The following is a 22,318-nucleotide window of genomic DNA, read 5'->3' on the forward strand; positions in this document are numbered from 1 at the left end:
TATTATCTTAGAAAATAAAGCAGTTGTTTATATGTTAATTTAAACTTCCAAGAAGCCCATATACAGAATTCTTTTTTGGAAGAAATAGATGAATGGAATTTTCCCGTGAAACTTCCTTGAGATGCAATTGTAGGCTGACACCAGTAATATGGAAAATTAACTTCCTTAATCAGTAGAGAATGTAATAAATCAATAGGTCTTTCGCATTTATTCTTTGCTACATAATTCATTATCTGTTCTGCTGCACCGCGGCTGATGTAGTATGCTCCAGTCATTCTATCTTTATCTCCTTTGTACAAATATTGTCCTTTGACTCTCTGGCTTCTGGGTATGAATCTTAGTCTACTGTTTTCAAAAGAAATAAAAATGTCCTTGATTGGCATATTATCAAATTCTCTCATACATTGATTGAATATTGGAGTGAATTTCTTGTCCAAGATACAGTCGTCTTCCAATATTAGAGCTCCTTTCAGGTTGTTCTTTAGGATATATTCGTATGCAAGAAAGTGTTTATAGCAACATGAAGTCTTGGCTGTACCCCCATACATGTTTTCTTTACCTTCATTCTTAAAGTATTTCTGCAGAACTTCCGTTGTAATATCTTTGATATCTCCATCCAAAATATACTCAAAGGGAATATGTAATTCACCCAACATCTTTTCAATATGTTTGGCTCTTTCTTCGTAACCTTGTTTTACGTGTAAAACAAGAACTTTTTCGGTAATAACGGAAGATTGATTTGTCATAGCTTACACGTTTTTTCGTATATGTTCATAATTAATTTCGCTTGTTCCTGGTCAGAAAATCGTTTCACAAATTGCTTTCCATTTTCCACCATTTTCTGCCTAAGGCTGTTATCATTTAATATTCTATTAAATGCAACTCCAATTTCTTCTACACTATCCGGATTTATATAGAGAGAGTCCGGTCCTCCTGCTTCTTCCAGACAGGATCCTTTGGCTGCTACTACCGGTGTACCGGAATATAATGCTTCTATAATTGGTATCCCAAAACCTTCAAAGTAAGAAGGATAAGTGAATATCTCAGCACATTGATAGAAAACTGGCAGATCGTTGAATGGTATATTATTAAAGATATGTACTCTTTTCGTTAAATGATGATCATTCACAAACTGTTCTATCTTTTTTGTATATGGAGTGCGCTTCCCTACAATTACGAGATGAATGTCTTCAGATAATTGCAGTAATGCTTGTACAGCTAATAAAGAATTCTTACGATCTTCAATACTTCCTACATTTAGTATAAATCGCGCTGGCAATCGGTACTTATTACGTATCTCTTTTTTGATTTCTTCGCTGACTGTTTGTTCAAATATGGGATCGCAACCTTGGTATACTACTTCTATTTTAGAAGCAGGTATTCGAAAATAGTCCATAATGTCCCTCTTTGTACATTCGCTGATTGCGATAATACGGTCGGCATTCTCGCAAGCTTTTCGAAATTTATAGGTATATATCTTTCTGTCTATAAAATGATAATACTGAGGAAATCTTAGAAAAATTAGATCATGTATAGTGACAATGCTTTTTATAGGGCTTTTATGAATATTCAAGGGAAGTTCATTGCTGAGTCCATGAAATAAATCAATCTTTTCTTCTTCCAGTTGTTTTGTTATTCCTTTGATACGCCAGATTGAACTTAGTTTCTTCCAAAAGGTTCCTTTAGGGTAAATGATGCTTAGCTGGCGGAATTGTTCGGTCAGTTTTTCTAATCTTTTATTATCACGCTTTTTCGGTGCATATAAAAGATAACGATTATCTGGGTAGAAACGACAAAGAATCTCCGCAATATAACGGCTGTAATTACCTAATCCGGTATAATTTTGTACTGCACGTTTTCCGTCAAAGCCAATTCTCATCTTATTTGTTTTCTCTTAGTATTGTCATTTATATATTTAGACATGAAATTCACGATAAGGTTTATTCAAGTCCAAATAATGAAAATTATGTTGTCTCTGTCCATTTTGTTTGGGGATAGTCATATAATCCCCGTATTTTTGTGTCAGATAGGTGTCATATTCTTGTACTCCCCATACCTCTTCTTCCTCAAAAGATATGGGAGTAGGGTTTCCCAGAATCTCTTTGGACATAATACCTCTCATGCCATCGTCATAATCACAAACTAGAGCACTCTGGTCAAAGTCATATCGGGTCATTACTTTTTTTATAGATTCCTGCAGACCTGTTGGGGTAAACAGCTTTCTACACAATAAAGGTATCCATGAACTTGGTCCTTTGCCATGTTTGTATGGATCACGATGGATGAGGTATAATGCACGTTTGTAAAATTCATATTTTGCAAAATGTATTCTTTGTTGAAGATGACTTTCTGGTACTCCATCCAGAGGAAAAACATCCAGGTAGATACCTCCCAGATATTTAAGGTGCATACGTTCTATCAACGTAGTATTGGCATCTTGAATCTTAGCAAAAGGCAAAGGATATTCTTTATCATTTTCTGCACACACTGCTTCGTATGGTTCAGGTAGCCATTTATGGGAATTTGCCATTAACAGATCATAATCTGCCCGGGGCATTCCGATGTCCAAGTCATCGTCCCATGGGATAAAACCCTTGTGACGAACGGCTCCCAGCATAGTACCTGCCATGATATAATAGCGCAAATGATGTTCTTTACATACCTTGTCGATAGCAAGTAATATCTTTAAGATACGGAGTTGTAAAGGACGTATGTCATAAGTTGCCATGAGAGTCTTTCATTTTTAAGTTAGTATAGTTCGGCAGGAATTGATTTCTTTGCTTGTTCAAAATCTTCTATCGTGTCCAATTCTGCCGAGAAAAACTGGGTGGTATCCAATACATAAAAACAGTGTCCTTGTGGAATCAGTCTTTCAAAAGCGCGTTCATAGAAAATATTATCCAATCCCTCTTTTTCAATCATAACTTCAAGTTCACGGAATAAAGCTTCGGTGTATAATGCGGATATCTTTTCTATACCAATAGATTCGCCTATTGCATCTGTAATGGAGCATACTTTGCTTATCTCTTTCACCTTTTGCTCGCTATCTACAATCACTTTAATTTCTTCTGCACTTAACTCGTGACAGTTGAGTGCTAAGATATTTTCTTTATCAGATTTAAGCAAGTTGGTTACAATCTGTGAGTCGAAAATAATATCGCTGTCTAATAAAAGGATGTTCTCTTTATCTACATAAGGTCGGGTGAGCCACAACGAATAAATATTATTCGTTGATGCATATTGCTCATTGTAGATAAAGGTTATTTTTTGTTGTGGATAGTGCGTTTCTAGGAAATCTACAATTTGTTGCTGTCTATATCCAGTGACGACAACGAATTCATTAAAACCATTTTGAATCAATGCATCAAATGCCCGTTCCAATAAGCATCTTTCTCCTATCTTTAGAAGGCATTTAGGGGTTGTATCAGTCAGTGGACGTAAGCGTGAAGCTATCCCTGCGGCTAGTATAACAGCTTTCATTTAGAGGCAATTTTTTTAATTGTATCAATAACTATCCGGTTCTGTTCCGGGCGACCAAATGTGATTCTCAGATGTGTATTAATGTCCGGTTCATTCATGAATTTCACTTTATAGCTCTGTTCGCTGAACGCTGCTTGTAGAGCCTCTTTTAGTTCTATAGGATATTTGATTAGGATGAAATTGGCAACAGACTTATACACTTTAAATCCTGGAAGTACACCAATCTCATTTTCGTATTTGGTACGATCTTCATTCATTAATTGGGCAATATTCCGGTAGTGTGCATCAGATTTTAACGCAGCAATGGCAATGTCTTCTGATATCCGATTGTATCCCAAATATTTATTACTGTATTTGCTAAATCGGCTTAGTTCCTTGCTCATGAATCCGAATCCCATCCTCAATCCCGGCAGTCCATAGAATTTGGATAAAGTTCTTGAAATAATCATGTTAGGATATTTGTCGATTAAAGTCTTTATATAGGAGGTATCGGTTGAGACAAATGAAGCATATGCTTCATCAATCAGAACTGTAGTAGTAGAGGGTACGTGTGCCAATAATTCATTCAGTTCATCAGGAGTAAGCCCGTTGCCTGTTGGATTGTTGGGAGAAGCCAAAAGCAATATCTTCGGATGTTCCTTCTGTATCATCTCTTTTAATGCTACGAAATCATATTTAAATGTATTTCCTTCCTCGTAAAGCGGGTATTGTAGCGTACGTCCATTCACTTCGTCGGCGATAGATTTATAATACCACCAAGAAAACTTAGGAATAAGCATTGTCTTATTGCCAACTTCTTCTGTGAGAAAATAATGGACTGCTTGTTTTAATATATCCTCTCCTCCGTATCCTAGCAAAACTTGTGTTTCATCGATATCATATAGTTCTGATAGGTAAACAGAAAGTATACTTTTTTTCCCTTCATCATAAATCCGGGTATAAAAACATAGTTTATTTATATCGAAATTTCTTAATGCTTCTACTACTTCTTTTGATGGTTCGTAATTAAATTCATTCCGATCTAGAAAATTCAAATCCTTTTTCATATTTAGTTTTGTATGATTCCTTTGTCACACCAAGTTGATTTCTTGGCTTTTGTCTCATTCATAATATTACGGTTGCTATTGAGATTATCCGTTCCGTGTAATTCGTGATGGAGGTGGAACACGATTCCTGCAAATTTGATTGTGCGTTTGCGTACTCCACTGTTAATAAGCCGACATACTAGTTCGTGGTCTTCACTTCCCCAGCCGGTAATCTCTTCATTATATCCGTTAATTCTCAGCAAGTCTTCTCTCCAAAACGCCATATTACATCCTCTGGAGTAAGATATGTCCCTTTGCCTATATCTTTGCAACAGTGGACTTAGCCAAGGCAGGTGTATTCCGTTGATTGTATTCTTCGTGCCTTTGTCATGGATAGAAATAATATAGTTTTTTTCGGCTAACATTTTCTTTGTCAGAGCTTCCTTAATAAGTACTCGGCTACCGGTTACGAAGCTACCTTTTTGGGCAAAATAAATATGATCCTTCACAAAATCCTTGTGCAAAACAATGTCTCCATCTATTTGTATGATATACTCTTTGGATGCTTTTGCTATTGCCCTATTGCGGATGGATGCTAATCTGAATCCTAAATCTTCATGCCAGACATGAATGATAGGAACTACGGAAGAAACAGCTAATTGATGAATTAGTTTTCTTGTGTCTTCCTTTGAACCATCATCGGCAATGATAATTTCGTCAGGAAGAACAGATTGACGTAGCACGCTCTTAACGCATAATTCTAATGCGTCGCTTCTATTATAAGTTGATATAATTAGCGATGTCGTTATATTGCTCACCGTCGGTTTGTTCATAAATTAATTACTAAGTTAGTTAAATAGCTAAGGGGGTTATCTTAAAATCCTACAAATGTAGGTATTTTATTTGGTTGTAACAAGTGTAAAAGGCTTTTTTGCTAAATAATAGGGAGTTAGCATTCTTTCTAAAAATAATATCTTTATCTTTGTACGTAATTTTATAATAATAATACAAACTAATCATACGTTTTGTAATGGAAAATCGTCAAGTAGAGGTTAGCGTGATCATTCCTAATTATAATTATGCCCGTTTTTTGCGGCAACGTATTGAATCGGTACTATCTCAGACATATACAAATTTTGAGATCATATTATTGGATGATGCGTCGACGGATGATAGTGTTTCCATCTTAAATGATTATAGGGATAATAAGCATGTAAGCCATGTCGAAATAAATACCAAAAACACCGGAAGCCCTTTTATGCAATGGAAAAAAGGAATTCGGATGGCTCGTGGTAAATATATCTGGATAGCTGAAAGTGATGATGCTGCCGAACCCATATTCTTGGAAAAGGCCGTTGCGGCATTAAATCAATATCCTGAAGCTTCTTTTTGCTTTATAGGTGCGCATTGTATAAACGAATTCGGAAAGCCTATCTGTAAAGACTTTGATAAATGGACTTCCAAGCAGTTGCGTCATTCTTCGAGAATGGCAGTATTTGAGGGAACGGATTATATTGAACATAATCTTTATTGGCGCAATTATATTTATAATGCAAGTGGAGCTGTTTTCCAGAAATCATGTTTTGAACAGATAAAAGGAAGTCCTTGTTTTACTATGCGCTATTGTGGCGATTGGCTTTTTTGGATTGAGATGGCTCGTCAAGGGATGGTCATAGAAATCTATGATAAGCTGAACTTTTTTCGTATTCATTCGAGTAGTACCATAGCGAATGCAAATGTGTTGGGGCAAGGTGTAAAGGAAGCAATGCAAATAGTAAGTGAAACGGAGAAACAGCTTCCATTGATGCCAAAATGTAAGAAAAGAATAATACATGGCTCTTTTTATAAAGAAATAAAAAGAATGCGTGTTTCTGCGAATATACGTGAAGAACTTTTAGTCAGTTATCGGGAATTGTTACAAGGAAGTCAATTGGATTACTATATTGAGCGGTTTTATAAACTAATGGCTCCTTGTCTGCCCGGATTGCTAACGCGTATTCGCGACAGATTATAAAGGAGTAATCTTGCTTGTAATACCTTCGTTTGTCCAAGTCGTTTTCTCTTGTATAATTCTTTGCAAGATTATGCAGTGTGATGGTTCTTGTGTGCGTGGTAATTGTTTATGATAAATATGGTAAGCAATGGCTGAGAATTTTATAATTTTTTTGCTAATGCCGTTATTCACAAGCCGCCAACTTAATTCTTCATCTTCGTGTCCCCATCCTTGTAGCAGACTATTGTATCCATTTACAGCTAAAAGATCTTTTCTCCAAAAAGACATATTGCATCCTTTTACTTTTTTGCCCGATTGTTCCTTACGAGTGCATAAGGAAGCGATAGATAGAGGGAGTCGTAACGCATTCGGCATTTGTTTGGCAATGAGCTTTATTTTATGATTAAAGGATATTTTCTTTTTAGCAAGAATATCGGTACTCATGGAGGCACTTAAATTAGCACGTGTTCCTCTGATAAAGCATCCTTCTTCCATAGCATTCAAATGATCCTCTATGAAATGCTTGTCTACTATGATATCTCCGTCAATCTGAATAATGTAATCATATCTTGCCTTTTGAATGGCTTTGTTTAGAATGATTGCCTTACGGAATCCATTGTCTTCGTGCCACATATGGAATACTGGAATAGAGGTCTGCGAGGCAAATTTTTGAATTACAGTTTCTGTTCTTTTATCAGAACCGTCATCGGCAATAATAATTTCAGATGGTAATATCGTTTGATGCGAGATACTATGCAAGCTAAGTTCTAGTGCTTCAGGCCAATTGTAAGTGGAGATAATAAATGATATAGCGATTCCTTTATCCATTGTTTAGTTGTTGTTTTGAAGTATATTCTTTCGATACAATATTCGTGATTTTTTTGGATTTGTGCAAATTCTATATAAGGTTTTTCTTTTTTTTATAATTATCCGTATTTACTAAGCACTTGTTCAAATTTGATTTAAATAACTGATTAAGAAGTTTCCGGATTGTTTCATTCAGGATATCCTGAATGATAATATAAACAAGGATTTACTCTGTATTTCATTGTGCATGACTATTCTTCCTGGTATTTCACTCTAAGTTTTAGTACTACAAGGGGGCTAACACTGTAATATTCCAATGTAAAGAAGATACTTGTATAAAGAAAATAGTATATTTGTTAATATTATTGGGTGGATGTCTTGAACAGTGTTAAGTTTCGCTTAAGTCTTCGTCACTTTTACCAACATTTTTTCCATATATAGATGGAAACTGTCTCAAAGTAAGATGTATTTCCTCATGAATTAACTAAATAAATTTGTATTTCGAAGTGTTAATAGAATAGATCATTATTATGAGACAGGATATCATCCAGGAGGTATAGAGGGTTATAAATACTACGGTCAAGTATTAGGATATGTATAGACTGAACCAGTTGCGAACTCTATTCCTTTATATCGAGTTTGGAATGGTATAGATCATCTTTATACAGTTGCATTTGGTCCTACTTATGGCGGTGGTCAATGGAAATATGAAGGAATAGCATACGTTCTCCCTTTGTCTAATTAATTAGGATAAAAGTGTTTTTATGTAAATATAGAATTTAAAGAAGCTATCATATTTAATGAGTGAGACTTTAAAAAATGGTGATAAGTTTACTGTTACATATAATCAATGGGTATAATATAATAATGGCGCTTTTGGTATAATTGCTTTTCTTAATACAGTAGTTTTTAAATATTTTATTAATATTTATATACAGTAATCGATGCAAATTTAAAGCCTTCCTTTCGTAGAATTTTAGTTCTATTTGGTACCAAAGTCTTCCGCACCACTCGAGAAACTCTCCCACATCACTAGGGTAATTCTTCCATATTTTTTAATACTTCTAGTACATCTTTTGCAAGTATTAATTTTTAATATATGCTATGCGCAATTAATATTGTGGATTCTTGATATTTACGTGTTTAACCACTATGGTAAGATACAGATATTATCAATTAAATTTGTTTTAGCATTTAAATCTCTATTATCATCTAATCTCTTGGATATTTTATTTTAATCAGAAAGTGAGATGATGTGACATATAAAATAAAAAAAATGCTTATTTTTACATCCAATACATTTGAAACGATAGTTTAGGATAAGATAATAATTTGAATTGTAATTGTTCAATAATATGATTAACAAAAGAGTCATAGCATTTTATTTGCCACAGTATCATCCATTTTCGGAAAATAATGAATGGTGGGGAAAAGGATTTACGGAATGGAGAAATGTTGTTAAGGCTAAACCTCTTTATCGAGGACACTATCAACCACATTTGCCCGCGGACTTAGGTTTTTATGATTTACGAGTTCCTGAGGTTCGTGAGCAGCAAGCAGAAATGGCAAAAACATATGGAATTAGTGGATTCTGTTATTATCATTACTGGTTCAATGGACATCAGTTAATGCAAAGACCTTTAAAGGAAGTCCTATCTTCAGGTAAGCCCGATTTTCCATTTATGCTTTGTTGGGCTAATGAAAATTGGACTCGTGCATGGGACGGGGGAAGTCGGAATGTTTTGATTGCTCAAAATTATTCAAAAGAAGATGATCGGGCGCATATTCGTTATTTATTGAGTAATGTGTTTAATGATTCTCGTTATATTAAGGTAGATGGCAAACCTGTTTTTTTAATCTATCGCTCGATGCTTTTTCCAAATATGAAAGAAACTATAAAGATTTGGAGGGAGGAGGCTATTCATAGTGGCATTGAATTGTATTTGTGTCGTGTTGAAACGGTCGACTGTTATGGAGAAGAGTATTTACGGGATGGATTTGATGCTGCTATAGAGTTTCAACCTTTTACCCACCAGTTGGATGCTTTTCAGAAGAAGAGTAATCCATTGCGAAAGTTTGCTTATAATTTGAATCGTCATCTGTTTAATCGGTGCAAGAAGAGGATAGTAGACTACTCAGAATATGTAAATTATGTATCTAAAATACCATTCCCAGATTATAAAATGTATCCTGGAGTAACTCCTATGTGGGACAATACTTCTCGGAGGAAAAAAAAGATGTTTATTATGGATGGGAGCACTCCAGAAAAGTACGGTGAATGGCTTCATTCGGTAGTAGATAAATTTGTTCCTTTCAGTAAAGATGAGAATTTTATTTTTATTAATGCATGGAATGAATGGGCGGAAGGGAATCATCTAGAGCCTGATTTAAAATGGGGATTAAAGTATCTAGAAGAAACTCGAAAGGCTTTGAGATGAATTTTTTCAAAAATCTTTTATTTCCATATCCAGCGGCAAGGATTTATGTATAAAAATCGATACCATATGAATTTTAAAAGAATTTTATTTCGCCATTTACTGTCAGTATAAGTGTTACGATAATCTTGCACTTCTTTAAAAGCTTGTTTAAGAGAAATCGGATTTTTAATATTGTTCTTTACAAGTTTATATTCTTTCTCTTCCATCATCTGTTTTATTTTTAACGGATGGAGTTCTCTACTTTTTTTGTAAAATTCTAATTTTGATTGTATTTCATTTGGGTCAAGATGTGAAATGGGAAATCTACTTATTAATTTATTGTATAAATCTGCATATTCATTTGCCATGTCTTTTGTGGACTTCATTCCCTTCAGATAGTGCTTGATATTTTCAATTTTCTTTTTATATTCTTCTGAATGGTCAGATTTGATAGCTCGAATGAGTTTAAAAATATCTTTTGACGTGCTGTTTATTGGTAAGATCCATCCGGCATCAATGGCTTTTACTCGTTCTGCAATTGCTCCTAAATCAAATGTAATTACAGGAATCTCAGAAATTAGGCTCTCTGATAGGGTGTATGAGTATGTCTCGGGCCACATAGACATTAAACAGATTAATTTAATATCATTTTCTAATAATAAGTTAGGTAGATCTTTTTGCATATAAGGACCATGAAAGATATAATTTCGTGTGCTAATATTATATCTTTTATTTCCAGCCATTCCAAAAAGATGAATTGTTATATCTGATTTTTGCGCTTCCAAAATAACTCCTTCCAAATATTTCAATCCTTTCTCCTCTGAGATTCCGCCAATGAAAGCGATATTGAATCTCTTCTGAATCTTTTTATTGGAGTAATTATAGTCCTTTTTTTTATCTATTTTATCATATCCATGTCCAATAACGTCTATTTCTATATCTTTGTATATATTCAGTATTATTTTCTTAGTACTAAAAGAAGGGACGATAATCTTTTGGGCTATTTGAAGACTTTTGTAGAATTCTTTTCTCCATAATGGAATGAAATTGACATTTTGTCTGAAATTCTGTGAAATGCATGAACTACATCCTTTGGAATTAGTATAATCACATAAAAAAGTCTCTTTATTGAATAACTTTATAGAAGGACATAATGAGTAGAAATCATGTAACGTATATATAATAGAGATATTTTTCTCTTCCGCTACCTGAAAGATATCTAAATACATATTTTTCAGATGGTGAATATGTATCAAGTCTATCCTTAAAACTGATAAAAGTTTTTCAATATCTTTTTTGAAAGCGTCATTGTAAAGGTTTAATGTCGTATATGGAGAATATGTTTGTGATAATATGTTCGTTATCTTGTCGGATGAGAAGTAAGAGCTTACATAATATTTGAATTCATCAATAGAATAATAGACTATATGGAAATTGAATTCATCTCGCATATTTTCTATCAGGTCATATATGTGCAATGTTGTACCACCAATATTTTTTTCTTTTATTGTTTTGAATTCATGTATAATAATCAATATGTTCTTTTTAGAATACAGTTCAACTCCATAACGAACATTCTGTTGTATTTCTAAAATCGGATTTTGTTGTACGAAAGATTCTGTGTTCGCGAAGCACGAAGGATATTTTTCTTTTAATATTTGTAGGTGGGAATTTATTAATTCGTTTTTTTCTTGTGAGAATGACTGACTCCCTTTGTGGTAAATATAGGTATTGTCGCATAGCAAGTGTCTGTATCCACCTTGTAAGCATCGATAAGAAAAGTCATTTTCTTCACCATAGCCTTTCCCAAATGTTTTTTCATCGAAAAAAACCAATATCGTCTATTGCTTCGCGCTTAATGTACATACAGAATCCATGTGCTGTAGGAATTTCCGGAAACAAGTTCATACTACATTTTTCAACGATTTCAGCATATTCATCTACAGTTATATTGGGAGGCAATACGTTTTCTGATAAGAAATCAGGTACAGATGCTAAAGTTGCATTGTTAGACAATGGGGTAACTGTTGCTACTGCTGATTTGCTATATGCACAATTCTGTATTTTAAGAAGCCAATTTTTTGTAACTTCTGTGTCGCTATTTAATAAAATAACATCATGTTGTGAATATTGCATACCAATATTCACTGTACCGACAAAACCTCGATTCTCTTTGTTATCTATTAATTTGATATTTAGAGCCTTATTGTTTTCTATAAAAGAATTCAATAAAGGCAAGATTCTTTTGTCCGTGCTTTTGTCATTGATAAGCAATAAGGTATGTTTGGTAAGATCTGTATACTCTACCACCGTTTCAATACATTTCTTGACAAAATCAAACGCATTATAAATAGGTACTACAATATCGACATCCATAGTTAAGATATATTTAAAGTGAAGTCTTACTACATTTAGAGTGAGCATAACGAGACAAAGGTATGAAGAAAAAATAGAAGTGCCAAAGATTGATATAAATCTAATGGATTTTCTTATCTTTGTCATTAACTTTTTAGCTTTCTGTGAATTATAGGCTCTATTTTGTTAAGTATTATATAACTCATTATTGAAGATGGAAGATGTTAAAAGTCAATATAGTGTAAGTGTTATTATTCCAGTCCATAATACAGCTCCATATCTGAAACGTTGTGTAGAATCAGTGCGTAATCAACTTTTGAAAGATATTGAGATTATTCTGGTTGATAATAAGTCGGAAGATGCATCGCCTGCTATGTGCGATGAATATGCTAGGATAGATTCTCGCATAAAAGTGCTTCACCTTTCGGAAGCTGGGCTTTCTATCGCTAGAAATGCAGGTATTAAAGTTGCAACGGCCCCATATGTAGGCTTTGTAGATAGTGATGACTATATTGATGAAAGAATGTATCAGGATTTACTATATGGCATGGAAACTTATCATGCAGATGTGTCCTATTGTAATTTTTGTTATGAGCATGAAGATGGACGAATAGAGCATATTTATCCAAATTCAGGGAATATGGTTGGACGTATTTCGAAAGAAGTTGTAGAAGATATTATATCTGAAAAGATTAGTAGCTCTTCATGCACGAAACTGTTTAAAAAGGATTTATTTGACTTTTTATTATTTCCTGAGGGAGTTTTCTGGGAAGATCATGCTATGATATATCAATTGATAGCACAGTGTAATAAAGTGGTATGGATTGATCGGGATTATTATTTTTATCTCCAAAGAGAAGGAAGTATTTGTCATACTGTTGATAAGGTTAAGCAATATCATTTTTTCTTAGCTGAATATCCAAGATTGGCATTCATAAAGAAAAATGATTTGTTTGTAGGAGAAGAAAGAGCAAGAGTTGTTCGTCAGATTGTACAAACTTGTTTTTGTCGTTTTACTGATTTTATGAAAGACGCCAAACTGATTAAGGATAAGGAAGAAATTAAGGATATGCGAACTAAAATGAAACTGTGGCTTGATTTCTCTTCTGATGAAATAGATCGATGGGTCTATAGGCGTGTAAGGAAGATCACATATATGTGGTTGATTTACTATTGGAAGCACTACCGCAAATGATATATAGCCGTTTTTGAATGTGAATATTCCGGTAAAGTATAAAATGCTATAGCCTTCCTGCTAGGAATTGCTATAGCATTTTTTATTTTGTTTCCTCTTTAAAAGCTCTAATTTGGAGAGAGGGTATATCAATTAAATAGAGTTCGTATTTTAAATTTGATATATCTAATAGGGAATAAGCGCACTTTTTTCCGCATACGGTCTGTTACATAATTAAGATCTATGATTTTTGCGTAATGTCTAGCTTTCTTATAATTTCCTTTACGTATGTAGGTGTCGTAATAATGATAATAGGACGCATTTACCGCTTCCCAATATTCTTTTGATGGAACTATATCAAATTTTTTAATATAAAATGTTGTTATATCAATAACAGACAAAGCGAATCTTTCCCGTTTCTGTAAGTCTTGTGAATGACTGGCGGATTCAGGTAAATCCCGATATACAGTGGTAGCTTCCGGGAAAAATTTTATTTTATAATGATATGCTATCCATAGCCACATCGGGTAATCTCCCATTAGCCAATTATGTTTCTCTGGTTTAATATCATTTGTATACTCCATCAGGACGTTTGTACGTATACAGGTTGTTAAGGTTGGGATACGATTGATAATTAGTAAGTCATTGAAATCATTAAACTCACGGCCAATTAAATTATCCTCCATTTTGCATTTACTTTGGTTGTACACATTACTACGGGTATAGACCATGGCATACTCAGGATGATTCTCTAAGAAATCTATTTGCTTTTGAAGTTTGAGAGGATCAATCCAATAGTCGTCTCCTTCACATAATGCTATATATTTTCCTTTGGCTTTCGGATAGCAGAAAGAGGCGAGTATTGTTCTAATTCCTTTTGAATATTGATTCTTTTCTTGTAAAATAGGTTTGATGATGTCAGGATAAATGGCTACGTATTCACGAATGATTTCTTGTGTTTTATCTGTAGATGCATCATCATGAACTAATACTTCAAAATGAAAGTTGGTTTTCTGTATCATAAAACCATCTAAACACTGCCTGATAAAATTCTCATGGTTGTATGTCAGGCAACAAATTGTGACTGTAATTGAGTTGTCCATTAAGCTAATCTTAGTTCTGCAAAACGATTAATCTCCATTTCTTGCTTATAGTCTTCAAATAATTTATGGCAATTGTACAGAGGTACATAACCTAATTCCTCTTTGGCATTACTAATATCCATTAAAAAACCACCTCCACATATTTTGTCGGGTCGGTAAATAACCGGAGAAGGATGAGAACTAGGAGAAAAGACATCAATAATAGTGAAAATTTGTTCTTCTATTGTGATAGGTATTCCTGTACCTACATTGTAAAATCCTGTTTCCTGTTGGACTTCAACTGCTTTACATAACATTTGGCTAAAATCATAAACATGCACCATGTCTTTTGCGTAATGTGGGTCCCCCCATATTTCTAATGGTTCTCCGTTTTGAGCTTTTTCTATCATTTGGTATATAGGTCGTTTTGTCTTTATTCCGTTAGGATAATAGTATGGATAAGGACTATAATTATATATGGTTGGAAGTCGGAATATGAATTTTTTCAAACCAAATTCCTGATAATAGTGCTTTAATAATTCTAGCATGGTATTTTTAGCTATAACATAAATGGCATGGTCGCCTGTATAGCTAAAATTAGGAGTAATATCTGGTTTGAGAATAACGTCATGTGGGTATAAAGAGACATCAAAAACTGTTTGTGTATAGAGAATACGGTCTACATGATTTTTACGACAATATTCCAATACATTAAATCCCCCTGTTATTATAGAGTCTATATACTTTTTAGGTTCATAAGTGTTCATATAAGAGGGTATTTGAGCAGACAAAAGCATCACTGCGAATACATTCTCTGTCGGTAATTGCTCAAAATCAGAGGCTTTTGTCAAATCAATGGAATAATACTCAATACCACGTTTGGTGAAGAAATCCGTTTTGCGACGACCGGAAGCAATCACTTCATACTCATCCTTATTAAAATATTCTAGTGCATATTTCAATAAATAAGAACCTACATTTCCAGTAGCGCCAAAAATAATTATTTTCTTTTTCATAACAGTAAGTTTATTATTCCAATATATGGTCAATTATATAATTCATTTCTTTTTCTTTGTATCGTTGGTCAATAGGGATAGGGTAGAGCCTTTCTGTGAACTCAGTCTCAATATCTTGTGCAGTAGTCCATTCAAAGACGCATTGCCAGTATTTAGGGATAAAAATCTTCTGAGATATCAGACTATGTCTAAGATTCACTTTATCATTCCAAAAAGGGTATGCCATTGGGACATCATCTGTGTCGGAAATGTTGAATTTTATTTTATTCAAGTTGTTCAAATGATGAGATAATATCATATAATTTTCTCGTCTTCTTTGAATTATTTGCTGATAATCTAAAGCCTTTAATATGTGCTCACTAAGGATAGACATACTATGTATTTCCATATTAGAGAAAGCACACTCGCTTTCTTTATAATCATTATAATACATTTCGGCAGTATGAACTAGTCTTCCTACTAAGTGTTTTGTGTGTAAATTCGGGACATACGGTGGGAATTTCTTGTCTAATGGATAATCTGTATATAGATATGCTCCGTCTGGTACTCCAAAAAATTTGCGTGCTGAATAAAAAGTGTCGGTATGCTTTACAGGAGAGGAAAAAAAGGCTTGGGCATTATCTACAATCAGATTTTTGTATTGTTTGGATAATGATAGGACAGTATTTTGCTTTAATCCAAAATAATTTGTATATAAGAGAGCTTCATCTTTATCCAAGACTTTATCAAATATAGGTTCCAACATTTCATTGATATGATAGAAATTATATTCAACACCTAATTTTTTATAGGCTCTAATAATACATCGCAGGTATAATATGGAATATTTATTTTTTTGTATTTTCTTGCAAGCAGTATATATTCCAAGCATTGGCGAGCTGTACTTAGCTTTATAGCATTTTTATGATAATGCTCACCTTCCCGAAACTCCAGTTCGAAATATCCTCCTATAGGTTTCATCTTAGAACAAATGAATCAAGTAATAGATTAACGTTTTGTTTTGAATTATTCATCAAAACATCAATGATTGACAGTCCTGGAACAAAGTCCTTGTTATGCATTTGGGTATACGGTTGTATTATTGTTTCGATGAAACTTAAAGTGATGTTATGTTCTTTGAATTCTTTTTTACTATATAACTCTTGTCCTCCAATGGCATTATAGTAAGTGTCTGCTCCTAATATATTGCAAATATTCAATACTTTGTCTTTTCCCTTTAACGTGTTATCTTTTTGTATGTTTGATGACATAATGATTTCCGTATCTATTGATAAATAACCAAGTATCTCGCGAAAGCTATTAGCTATAAAAAGTGGCAATTGTTTGTTGGGAAATGATATTATTTTTTCCATTAATGCCATTGTTTCTTCAAAATTGCTTGATTTAGAATAGTTTATATGGAGCGTTTTCATTAATTTTTTAAAATCATCTCCAATTTCTATTTCATTAAATAACTTATTAGGACTCGCACCTTTTAATACGATAGTGAACATTTGCTTTTCACCATTTATTAATAGATTATTTCGGCTGACCCATCCCCCTTTTATATAATTAACATCATCGTATACCACATATTTATCAACTGATTTTATTAATTGAAAGTAACCAATGTAAGGCATAAAGTAAGGTTGCATGATTCCTACGGTCATATTTTTTACTTTTTAATGATTACAGATATAATTTTTTCTATATTTTCTGGTGTTAATGCATGATGCATCGGCAAACAAATAACTTTATTAGCCATTTGAGTGGCGATAGGTAAGTTCTCCGGTCGTGCCGATTCTAGTCCTCTATAAGTAGAAAATGTACTGATGAGAGGATAGAAGTATCGTCTTCCCCATACATTTTGCTCTTTCATTTTAAAATAAAGTTCATCTCGTGTCATCCCATATTTTTCTTCGTCTACGAAAATTGGAAAGTAGGAATAGTTATGGCGTACATTGGGCATATCATCGAAGAAAGTTATACCAGTTATGTCTTGTAATGCTGTACGGTATTTGATAGCGACTTGATGACGAGCTTCAATTGCCTGGTCGACTGATTTTAGGTTGAGTAAACCGAATGCTGCACGTACCTCGTCCATTTTACTATTAATTCCCGGAGCGACAACTTCTGTTTCATTGGCAAAACCAAAGTTTTTCAAATAATCAATGCGTTTCTTCGTTTGTTCGTCATGTACGATCAATGCTCCTCCTTCTAAGGTATTATAGACTTTAGTTGCATGGAAACTTAAAGTAGACATATCTCCTGTCTTTAATATACTTTCCCCATTAACTTCGACGCCAAAGGCGTGGGCTGCATCATAAATAACTTTTAAACCATATTTATCTGCTATTTCTTGAATTCTTTCTGTATCACATGGCTTTCCATATACATGCACAGGCATAATAGCTGTTGTTCGTGGAGTGATGGCCGCTTCTATTTTTTCCGGATTAAGGTTACAGGTATTGGGATCTATATCTACAAAAACAGGTTTGATGCCGTTCCACCAGAGAGAATGAGTCGTTGCAACGAAACTGAAAGGAGTAGTAATCACTTCACCGGTTATACGCAATGCTTGTAAAGCTGTGATTAGAGGTAAAGTTCCGTTGGTAAATAAACAAAGATAAGGTACTTTTAGATAAGTAGCCAATTCTGTTTCAAGCTTTTTATGGAAACTACCGTTATTGGTTAGTATTTTACTTTCCCAGATTTCTTTTAAGGATGATGTGAAGTCATCTAGAGATGGTAATAAGGGGGAAGTTACATATATGGGTTTATCATTCATCTTTTATCTTTATTTATTCTATTCTTTAAGATGTAATGGACAAAGATAAATAGATTATAAAAGCTATCAAAACATATTATGTAACTTTAGTAACTATTTTTTTCTTATGATTGGTTGATTGTGTATCTTTGTACAGTTTAATTTTATCATTAATTTCAAAAATTAAGGTCATGCGACATGCTTTTTTACTGATTGCTCACAATGAATTTCAATTGTTGAAGGTACTGCTTTCTATGCTTGATGATAAAAGAAATGATATTTTTTTGCATATCGATAAAAAAGTGGATATAAAGTCACTAGATAAGGATTTATTTATACTGAAGCATGCCCGTCTTTTCTTACTGGAACATCGCCTCGATGTCAGATGGGGAGATATTAGTGTGGTAAAGGTTGAGATGTTAATGTTTGAAACGGCCAGAATGAAAGGTCCCTATGATTATTATCATTTATTGTCAGGAGTGGATTTACCCATAAAATCTCAGGATTATATCCATGAATTTTTTGAAAAGAATAAGGGGTATGAGTTTGTTGCTTACTCTCAAGGCGAGGCAAATCTGAAGGATCTTGAATGGAAAATGTCCAACTATCATTTATTTACTAGATATTATAAGATACCTCCTCGTTTTCGAAAAAAGTAGAAACGTTTTCGACAAAAGTTCCTGAATTTGCAGAAGAAGTATCATTACTGTCGTCCTTATGAAATCGATTTTAAAAAAGGTTCGAACTGGGTTAGTATATCTAATGATTTGGTGACAATTTTACTGGAAAAGAAGAAATTTATTTTAAAGCGTTTTAAGTATGTTTGTTGTGGTGATGAGATTTTTCTTCATTCCATTTTGTGGAATTCTCCCTTACGAGATAAAATATACAGAGTGAATCGAGATGCCGGTAATGGGATTCGTGCGATAGACTGGACTAGGGGAGACCCTTATGTGTGGAAAAAGGAAGATTTGTCATTGCTGCTTGAATCCGACGATTTATTTGCTAGAAAATTTAGTTCTGATGATATGGAGATTGTGATGAAAGTGAAGGAACTGTTTTCTTGAATATTACCTTATGAGTTTTTAGAGAATGAGAAGCCGCTAATAAATATATGAATTTTGAAATAAAATGAAGACAGAACAATTTCAAGGGCTTAAATTGCTATTTGTATTATCTATTGTTTTTATGCATGCCGGAATGCCAATTCTGGGTGAAGGGGCAGATTTATGTTCTTTCTTTTTTGTAATTTCCGGCTTCTTCTATAAAGGAGAAACTTGCGTGAGATATCGAGATTATATGTGGAACAAGATTTCTTCCATGTTGCCTTTGCAGTGGCTGTCTGTCATACTTGCTGTCGTCGTTCTTCATTTATCTGTACACTGGGATATAATACCCCATTTGTTATTGTTGCAATCGTATATACCGGAAAAAGGCTTTGAGTTTTTTAATTATAATGGTGTTGCTTGGTTCTTATCTTCTTTGATGTTTTGTTACGCTTTAAGTCCGGTAGTCTATAAAGTGATATTGAAAATAAAAGATAAAAAGCTCTTTTTGATATTACTGTTTTTTATAATTTGGGCTTTATGTAAATTTGTTAGTGGAGAGTACGCTACCTGGTTCATATATGTTTCACCTGTTTTTAGATTGGTAGAGTATAGCATAGGTGTCACATTGAGGCAGATTGCAAATAATAGTAATAGGATTTTCGTGAAGAATATATATGCTAATATTATTATAATTTGTGTTTATCTTTTGTTTTTAAGGTATCGTGTGTTTGGAAATACTTCAGCCATTTTACATTCGCTTTTTTATTTTTTATTTCTACCTGAATGTTGAAACTTGTTTAACCAGACTTTTCTCGTTGAAAGCCATTGTTTTTTTAGCTAAGTACTGTATTTATATTTATATGCTTCATTGTATCTTCTTGTCTTTATATTCTCATTGCGGGATATTGAAAGTACCTTTGGCTATACTCAGTGCTTTGTGTTTTGGAATGGTTTATGAGTATATTTATAATAAGGTACGTTGCCGGTAAAAAAAGGTATTAGTTGCCTTTGTTTAGGTAGGGAACACTGAATAAACTGAAAAATCCAGCTATATAGCGAAAATGTGTAGGGGCGACTATTCTGAGTCTTTTGAATGAAAATCTGATGTTTTGCTTTTCTGAATACACTACTTCTGGGGAACTATATCTATCTATACTAGATGGTTTGGTCAAGATGTGTCCAGAATACTATTGGGTGGCAATATTTCCCAGTTACAAGAACAAATAGTATTTTTAATTCCTCTTTTTCGATAATTGATATTAATAATTGTGGGAAACTTTCATCTATTAAGTGGTTTTTGTTGTATCTTTGCGACCTTAACTCATTTAATTATCAATAATGAAGGAATTTCTACAATTAATGCGACGCTTTTTGTGGCCCTATAAAAGGTTCATTGGATGGGCTGTCGTGCTGAACATCTTGTCTGCTGTCTTTAATGTGTTCTCATTTTCTTTGTTGATTCCAATCTTGAATATCTTATTCAAAACTGAAGAAAATCCAGAAGTCTATCACTATATGGAGTGGGGGACGGACAAGTTTGACGTAGTATTGAAAAATAACTTTTATTATTATGTAACGGATATGATTCAGGCTGGAGGACCTGGGCAAGTGTTGTTATTGTTAGGAATTGGATTAACAGTGATGACATTGTTGAAAACAGCCTGTTATTTTGCATCATCGGCAGTAATGATTCCGTTGCGTACAGGTGTGGTTCGTGATATTCGTATTACAGTTTATGCCAAAGTAATGCGTCTTCCATTAAGCTTCTTTTCCGAAGAGAGAAAGGGAGATATTATTGCGCGTATGAGTGGTGATGTTGGTGAGGTGGAGAACTCTATTACCAGTTCATTGGATATGCTGTTGAAGAATCCCATCATGATTCTTATTTATTTCACTACACTAATTATATTAAGTTGGCAACTGACTCTCTTCACGATATTGGTATTGCCCGGAATGGGATGGCTGATGGGTAAAGTGGGTAGGAAGCTGAAACGCCAGTCATTGGAAGCGCAATCGAAATGGAGTGATTCGATGTCCCAATTGGAGGAAACTTTAGGTGGTTTACGTATAATCAAAGCATTTATTGCAGAAGATCGTATGATTAATCGTTTTACGAAATGCAGTAACGAACTACGTGATGCTTCCAACAGAGTGGCTATGCGTCAAGTATTGGCACATCCGTTGAGTGAGTTTTTGGGGACGATTTTAATTGTGGCTGTACTGTGGTTCGGTGGATCGTTGATCTTATCTGAAGGTTCTACATTGAGTGCTTCCAAGTTTATCTATTATATGGTAATCTTATATAGCGTTATCAATCCGTTGAAAGATTTTGCTAAAGCCGGATATAATATTCCAAAGGGGTTAGCTTCAATGGAACGCGTGGATAAGATTCTAAAAGCTGAGAATAATATCAAAGAGATCGCTAATCCTAAACCCTTGAAAGGATTGAATGATAGGATTGAATTTAAAGATATCTCGTTTAGCTATGATGGTAAGAGGGAAGTCCTGAAACACGTTAATTTAACGGTGCCTAAGGGACAAACGATTGCGCTGGTTGGACAATCCGGTTCCGGAAAGTCTACGTTGGTAGATCTGTTACCCCGTTACCATGACGTGCAAGAAGGAACGATTACTATTGATGGTACAAGTATTAAAGACGTTCGTATTGCGGATTTGCGTACTTTGATTGGCAATGTGAATCAAGAGGCCATTTTGTTTAACGATACCTTCTTTAATAACATCGCTTTCGGGGTGGAAAATGCCACGATGGAACAAGTAGTAGAAGCTGCTAAAATAGCGAATGCACATGATTTTATTATGGAGAAACCAGAAGGATATAATACCAATATTGGCGATCGTGGTGGAAAACTATCCGGTGGTCAGCGGCAACGTATTAGTATTGCACGTGCTATATTGAAGAATCCACCTATTCTGATTTTGGATGAAGCGACTTCTGCTCTTGATACAGAGTCCGAACGTCTGGTGCAAGAAGCGTTAGAACGACTGATGAAAACACGTACTACAATTGCGATCGCTCACCGTCTATCAACTATTAAGAATGCAGATGAAATTTGTGTACTCTATGAAGGGGAGATTGTAGAGCGTGGTAGACATGAAGAGTTGATCGAATTAGACGGTTATTATAAGAGACTGCACGATATGCAGCAACTATAA

Annotated in this window: 20 protein-coding genes and 1 pseudogene; 6 read left to right on the plus strand and 15 right to left on the minus strand. The window is 34.1% G+C overall.

Annotated features, from left to right (window positions below):
* Positions 1-2: 2 nt before the first annotated feature.
* Genes JCM17102_RS07715 through JCM17102_RS07740 form a run of 6 tightly spaced genes read right to left on the minus strand, consistent with a single transcriptional unit; the run spans position 3 to position 5,338 of the window.
* A complete protein-coding gene (locus JCM17102_RS07715; RefSeq protein WP_025074676.1) occupies positions 3-746 on the minus strand; it encodes a glycosyltransferase family 25 protein in 744 nt (247 codons plus the stop codon).
* Entirely contained in the window at positions 743-1,879 is a 1,137-nt protein-coding gene (locus tag JCM17102_RS07720) for a glycosyltransferase family 4 protein (RefSeq protein ID WP_025074677.1), read from the minus strand. Before JCM17102_RS07720 ends, JCM17102_RS07715 begins: the two co-directional genes overlap by 4 nt.
* 36 nt (positions 1,880-1,915) lie before the next feature.
* Positions 1,916-2,728 carry a LicD family protein gene (locus JCM17102_RS07725; protein WP_025074678.1) on the minus strand — a complete coding sequence of 271 codons (813 nt, stop codon included), beginning with the start codon at positions 2,726-2,728 and terminating at the stop codon, positions 1,916-1,918.
* 20 nt (positions 2,729-2,748) lie between these two features.
* Complete coding sequence (locus JCM17102_RS07730; protein ID WP_025074679.1) at positions 2,749-3,480, minus strand: phosphocholine cytidylyltransferase family protein; 732 nt, start codon at positions 3,478-3,480, stop codon at positions 2,749-2,751.
* A complete protein-coding gene (locus JCM17102_RS07735) occupies positions 3,477-4,526 on the minus strand; it encodes a pyridoxal phosphate-dependent aminotransferase (protein ID WP_025074680.1) in 1,050 nt (349 codons plus the stop codon). Before JCM17102_RS07735 ends, JCM17102_RS07730 begins: the two co-directional genes overlap by 4 nt.
* A 2-nt stretch (positions 4,527-4,528) precedes the next feature.
* Positions 4,529-5,338 carry a glycosyltransferase family 2 protein gene (locus JCM17102_RS07740; protein WP_025074681.1) on the minus strand — a complete coding sequence of 270 codons (810 nt, stop codon included), beginning with the start codon at positions 5,336-5,338 and terminating at the stop codon, positions 4,529-4,531.
* 197 nt (positions 5,339-5,535) lie between these two features.
* Here JCM17102_RS07740 and JCM17102_RS07745 point away from each other — a divergent pair, with 197 nt between their 5' ends.
* Entirely contained in the window at positions 5,536-6,519 is a 984-nt protein-coding gene (locus JCM17102_RS07745) for a glycosyltransferase family 2 protein (RefSeq protein ID WP_025074682.1), read from the plus strand.
* Here the strand turns inward: JCM17102_RS07745 and JCM17102_RS07750 are convergent.
* Positions 6,514-7,326 carry a glycosyltransferase family 2 protein gene (locus JCM17102_RS07750; protein WP_025074683.1) on the minus strand — a complete coding sequence of 271 codons (813 nt, stop codon included), beginning with the start codon at positions 7,324-7,326 and terminating at the stop codon, positions 6,514-6,516. The two genes, JCM17102_RS07745 and JCM17102_RS07750, sit on opposite strands and share 6 nt — an antisense overlap.
* A gap of 1,334 nt (positions 7,327-8,660) precedes the next feature.
* Between JCM17102_RS07750 and JCM17102_RS07755 the strand changes: the two genes are divergently transcribed.
* Positions 8,661-9,743 (plus strand): glycosyltransferase WbsX family protein, encoded by a 1,083-nt coding sequence (locus tag JCM17102_RS07755; RefSeq protein WP_025074684.1) that lies wholly within the window; start codon positions 8,661-8,663, stop codon positions 9,741-9,743.
* A gap of 17 nt (positions 9,744-9,760) precedes the next feature.
* Here JCM17102_RS07755 and JCM17102_RS31380 read toward each other — a convergent pair whose 3' ends face one another.
* The 3 genes from JCM17102_RS31380 to JCM17102_RS31390 all read right to left on the minus strand — a co-directional run bounded on the left by JCM17102_RS31380 (position 9,761) and on the right by JCM17102_RS31390 (position 12,098).
* Entirely contained in the window at positions 9,761-11,257 is a 1,497-nt protein-coding gene (locus JCM17102_RS31380; RefSeq protein WP_275564336.1) for a glycosyltransferase, read from the minus strand.
* Between the two features lie 140 nt (positions 11,258-11,397).
* Positions 11,398-11,544, minus strand: coding sequence for a hypothetical protein (locus JCM17102_RS31385; RefSeq protein WP_275564337.1), 147 nt, complete (start codon positions 11,542-11,544; stop codon positions 11,398-11,400).
* Positions 11,541-12,098: a glycosyltransferase family 2 protein gene (locus JCM17102_RS31390; RefSeq protein WP_275564338.1), complete on the minus strand. Its 558-nt coding sequence runs from the start codon at positions 12,096-12,098 to the stop codon at positions 11,541-11,543. Before JCM17102_RS31390 ends, JCM17102_RS31385 begins: the two co-directional genes overlap by 4 nt.
* Before the next feature lie 193 nt (positions 12,099-12,291).
* Here JCM17102_RS31390 and JCM17102_RS07765 point away from each other — a divergent pair, with 193 nt between their 5' ends.
* Positions 12,292-13,272, plus strand: coding sequence for a glycosyltransferase family 2 protein (locus JCM17102_RS07765; RefSeq protein WP_025074685.1), 981 nt, complete (start codon positions 12,292-12,294; stop codon positions 13,270-13,272).
* Positions 13,273-13,400: 128 nt separating this feature from the next.
* Here the strand turns inward: JCM17102_RS07765 and JCM17102_RS07770 are convergent, their stop codons facing one another.
* The 5 genes from JCM17102_RS07770 to JCM17102_RS07790 all read right to left on the minus strand — a co-directional run bounded on the left by JCM17102_RS07770 (position 13,401) and on the right by JCM17102_RS07790 (position 18,116).
* A complete protein-coding gene (locus tag JCM17102_RS07770; protein ID WP_025074686.1) occupies positions 13,401-14,354 on the minus strand; it encodes a glycosyltransferase in 954 nt (317 codons plus the stop codon).
* Positions 14,354-15,349, minus strand: a complete 996-nt coding sequence (locus tag JCM17102_RS07775; protein ID WP_025074687.1) for an NAD-dependent epimerase/dehydratase family protein — start codon at positions 15,347-15,349, stop codon at positions 14,354-14,356. The genes JCM17102_RS07770 and JCM17102_RS07775 overlap by 1 nt, the downstream gene beginning before the upstream one ends.
* A 13-nt stretch (positions 15,350-15,362) precedes the next feature.
* The gene (locus JCM17102_RS26685; RefSeq protein ID WP_051572837.1) at positions 15,363-16,220 is read right to left on the minus strand and encodes a hypothetical protein; all 858 of its coding nucleotides are present in this window, start codon (positions 16,218-16,220) and stop codon (positions 15,363-15,365) included.
* 85 nt (positions 16,221-16,305) lie between these two features.
* Positions 16,306-16,998, minus strand: coding sequence for a WbqC family protein (locus JCM17102_RS07785; protein WP_025074688.1), 693 nt, complete (start codon positions 16,996-16,998; stop codon positions 16,306-16,308).
* Between the two features lie 5 nt (positions 16,999-17,003).
* A complete protein-coding gene (locus JCM17102_RS07790; RefSeq protein WP_025074689.1) occupies positions 17,004-18,116 on the minus strand; it encodes a DegT/DnrJ/EryC1/StrS family aminotransferase in 1,113 nt (370 codons plus the stop codon).
* Between the two features lie 170 nt (positions 18,117-18,286).
* On the opposite strand from JCM17102_RS07790, the pseudogene JCM17102_RS26690 reads away from it, so the two are divergent.
* The 3 genes and pseudogenes from JCM17102_RS26690 to JCM17102_RS07810 all read left to right on the plus strand — a co-directional run bounded on the left by JCM17102_RS26690 (position 18,287) and on the right by JCM17102_RS07810 (position 22,318).
* Positions 18,287-19,162 (plus strand): annotated as a pseudogene (locus JCM17102_RS26690) (beta-1,6-N-acetylglucosaminyltransferase).
* A 64-nt stretch (positions 19,163-19,226) separates the two neighbouring features.
* Complete coding sequence (locus JCM17102_RS32395) at positions 19,227-19,934, plus strand: acyltransferase family protein (RefSeq protein WP_025074690.1); 708 nt, start codon at positions 19,227-19,229, stop codon at positions 19,932-19,934.
* Between the two features lie 548 nt (positions 19,935-20,482).
* A complete protein-coding gene (locus tag JCM17102_RS07810) occupies positions 20,483-22,318 on the plus strand; it encodes an ABC transporter ATP-binding protein (RefSeq protein ID WP_025074691.1) in 1,836 nt (611 codons plus the stop codon).

This window comes from Bacteroides faecichinchillae JCM 17102 (genome assembly GCF_000614145.1).
GTDB lineage: Bacteria > Bacteroidota > Bacteroidia > Bacteroidales > Bacteroidaceae > Bacteroides > Bacteroides faecichinchillae.